4 protein-coding genes are annotated in these 3,077 nt (G+C 57.9%); all 4 read left to right on the top strand.

Features of this window, described 5'->3' with window-relative positions:
- Window positions 1–452: tRNA threonylcarbamoyladenosine biosynthesis protein TsaB (locus tag CSC73_RS18270; protein ID WP_425502354.1), on the top strand; the 452-nt coding region annotated here is incomplete at its 5' end.
- Window positions 453–1,414: 962 nt separating this feature from the next.
- A complete protein-coding gene (locus CSC73_RS18265) occupies window positions 1,415–1,846 on the top strand; it encodes a GNAT family N-acetyltransferase (protein WP_163843552.1) in 432 nt (143 codons plus the stop codon).
- Between the two features lie 139 nt (window positions 1,847–1,985).
- The gene (locus CSC73_RS18260; protein ID WP_163843549.1) at window positions 1,986–2,402 is read left to right on the top strand and encodes a DUF1877 family protein; all 417 of its coding nucleotides are present in this window, start codon (window positions 1,986–1,988) and stop codon (window positions 2,400–2,402) included.
- 89 nt (window positions 2,403–2,491) lie between these two features.
- Entirely contained in the window at window positions 2,492–2,815 is a 324-nt protein-coding gene (locus CSC73_RS18255) for a DUF2004 domain-containing protein (RefSeq protein WP_163843546.1), read from the top strand.
- The last annotated feature ends 262 nt before the right edge of the window (window positions 2,816–3,077 follow it).

Raw genomic sequence — 3,077 nt, 5'->3', positions numbered from 1 at the left:
GGGCGCAGGGGAGGGCCGGGGAGGGGTTAAGCGGTCATTCGCAGAGTGTCAGCGTTGAGCTCGAACCGCGCCGCATCCTGGCCGCCATAGACGCCCGAATGGGCGAAGTCTACGCAGGCGCCTTCGAGCGTCGTGGCGATCAACTGGTAGCCATCTCCGCCGAAGTCGTAGCAGCCCCGAACCAAGTCGCGCTCCCCGACAACCAAGGCAACTGGCACGGAGCAGGCACCGGCTTCGCCGCCGCCGACAACGCATTGCAACTGCACCTCGGGTCGCAACTGCTCGACGTGGACGCCAGCATCCTGCCGCACGCCGCCGACGTCGCACGCCTGGCGGTCGCCGCCTACGCGCGCGGCGAGGCATTAGCGCCGGAACGGGTAGAGCCGGCCTATCTGCGCAACAACGTGGCGTTGACGCTGGAAGAACAGAAAGCGTTTCGCGCATCGAAGTAATTCCGGATATTCGCCAGATCGCTCAGGAAGTACTAGATCCGCTTACCGCCTAATTCGCACGGATGCCGGCGGCCGTTGATCTGGATATACCGGCGAACCCAATACGGATAGGCCTATTTCGTCCGCAAACGGTGGTGCTTCACCCGCAATCTGCGCCGAACTTCATCGAACAGCTGGGGCTTTGGCGAGGCAGATTTTGAATTGTTTATAACCGCGAAATCTCCCGCAGTGAGCGTTAGACAGCCTCCATGCCGGTAAACACCCTCAACGTTGCATATCCTGTGGGCCCACGAAATCGCCATAACCCTTTCTGTCGTTTGGGGAAAGCCTGATTGACGGACCTCCCAAGCCCCACCCACAATCCGCGCTACACCCCACTTTTGGGTCTAATCGTAGTTAGGCCCCTCAGTCGCAGATGGAGCTATGGTCAAGTACGGTCCGCCTGAGAGGGTCTACGTAGAGAACGAGTGGTACGACGGTCCACGAGCTGGCCTCGCGGACATCAATGGGATACCCCATCGTTTCAAGTCACTCTTCGATGAAGGGGAAGACCAGTACCTCGGAACGTTTGTGGTTTGGCCAGTAGACAAGGAAGTGCTCGACCTCGAAGTCGAGCAGTGGCGGATCTTCGTTGCGTGGAATGCCTTGTACGAGTCTGGCAGCGCTGATACTGACTCCCATCCGGGGCATGGGGGTCGAAACGCGAGATGGAATGAGATCGAAGCGCTTCTCAAACAAAGCCGATCGGACGTCCCCGCCCAGGCCAAGCGCGCGGTTGCGGAGCTAAGTCACATCGATAGAGCGGCCCGATATGCACCGTCTGGACCTGCCTATATGTTGAGCTGGAGTGTCCTATGACCCCGGCGCGTGACACAGCGCGGCCTAACCCTTCCATCGAGCGGACGTCTTCCAGCGGGCTTCGCCCGCTTCCAGCCGCCGCTCATGTCAAACGTTAGGGCGCTATGGAAAATTTTCGGACAACCACAGAAACAGCTGAGCTGGATCTCCCGCTCATTCACGGCTTCCTCTCCGAGCACACCTCTTGGGCCAAAGGCATTCCTTTTGCCCTGGTGCAGCGGTCCATTGACCATTCACTCTGCTTTGGCGGCTTCCTCGGAAAGTCCCAAGTCGCGTTTGCTCGCGTCATTTCCGACTACACGACCTTCGCCAATCTAGTGGACGTCTTCGTCCTCCCCGAGCATCGAGGCAAGGGTTATAGCAAGGCGCTCATGGAGGCTGTCTTTGCACATCCGCAGCTTCAAGGGCTACGACGGTTCACTCTGGCCACAGGAGATGCGCACGGGCTGTATGCTCAGTACGGGTTTACGGCACCGCTGTATCCGCAGTCACTCATGGAGCGCTACTTTCCGGGTATATATGCAGCCGCGCCCTAACAATTCATTCAAGCCGAACCCGCTTCGCGGGTCGGCTTAATTCAAGCGTTAGGCCTCAGGTTGGTTTGCCGTGAGTTCGGTTCGGCTGGCATCCGACCCAAAATGGTGTTTCCCTTTAGTCCTAAGAATTGGAGGTGGTATGAGCATTAGGGGTACGTTTTACGCCGTCACAGACTCCCAGCTCGCCCGGGTGCTTGAAGGATCGCTTGATGGAGATGATTTCTTGGCCGGCCATTCGCCAGAAGCTCCGGCAGAACGTTTCTCGGGCGGCGAGGCCGTTTGGTATGAATTGACGAAATTGCTAGGCCCCGAGGACGGTTGTGGGGTTGAAGGCACTGAGGTGATCCCGGAGGGTGGTGCTTATTCGTTCTCCGCCGATGTGCAGCGCATCTCGGGTCGCCTGAGTGCGTTGGATAGAGAAGAGCTCACTCGCCGTTACGCTGAGCTAGATACCGACTTTGCTTTCGATGAGATCTATGCGGCGATATTGGGTCTGGTCCCCTTCTATCAGCGCTTGGCCGCAACCAAGCTCGCAATGCTCTTCAATGTCAGATAGATGTTCGCGTGGAGGCCTAACAATTCATTCAAGCCGAAGCCGCTTCGCGGCTCGGCTAAATTCAGGCGTTAGGCAGACAAGGAGAGATCATGGCAGACGAAGTTGAGAAGCGTGCAAACCTGGCGCTCGATGCAATCCGGAATGCGTATGGGACAGAGGCGGGCGAGTTCAGCACCACTATGTTCGTCGGGCATCACCTAGAAGAACTCCCTCAGGACTACTGGCAAGAGCACACCGGTACTGATGCACCCGATCCAGCTGCGGTACTCAGGCTGCTCCAGCTCAAGTCCAACTGGGGCGAGGGTGACATTGAAAACTTTGACTTCTCGCTCCCTGGGGACGTAACGGACTACGTTCTCTCCGTCCGCTTTGACGACGCCGGAGCGATCGATGAAATTTCAATGGAGAGTTGACGTGTGTCTGCCTAACAATTCATTCAAGCCGAAGCCGCTTCGCGGCTCGGCTTAATTCAGCAACTGTCTTGTGATGTGATCTTTCAGGCGGCGATGGCATCTCCTTGAACCCGTAGTTCGTCACGCCGCCGTGCGTTGACGATCGTCAGCAGCTTGCGCATGCAGGCGACCAGTGCCACCTTGCCCAGCTTTCCACGTGCCCTGAGTTGTTGGTAATGCGCACGCATCAACGGATCCCAACGCACCGCCGACAACGTGGCCA

Origin of the sequence: Pseudoxanthomonas sacheonensis (genome assembly GCF_010093305.1) — a bacterium.
Classification (GTDB): Bacteria; Pseudomonadota; Gammaproteobacteria; order Xanthomonadales; family Xanthomonadaceae; genus Pseudoxanthomonas_A; species Pseudoxanthomonas_A sacheonensis.
The sequence above is the reverse complement of the archived record's forward strand: the minus strand, read 5'-3'. Positions and strand labels throughout refer to the sequence as shown.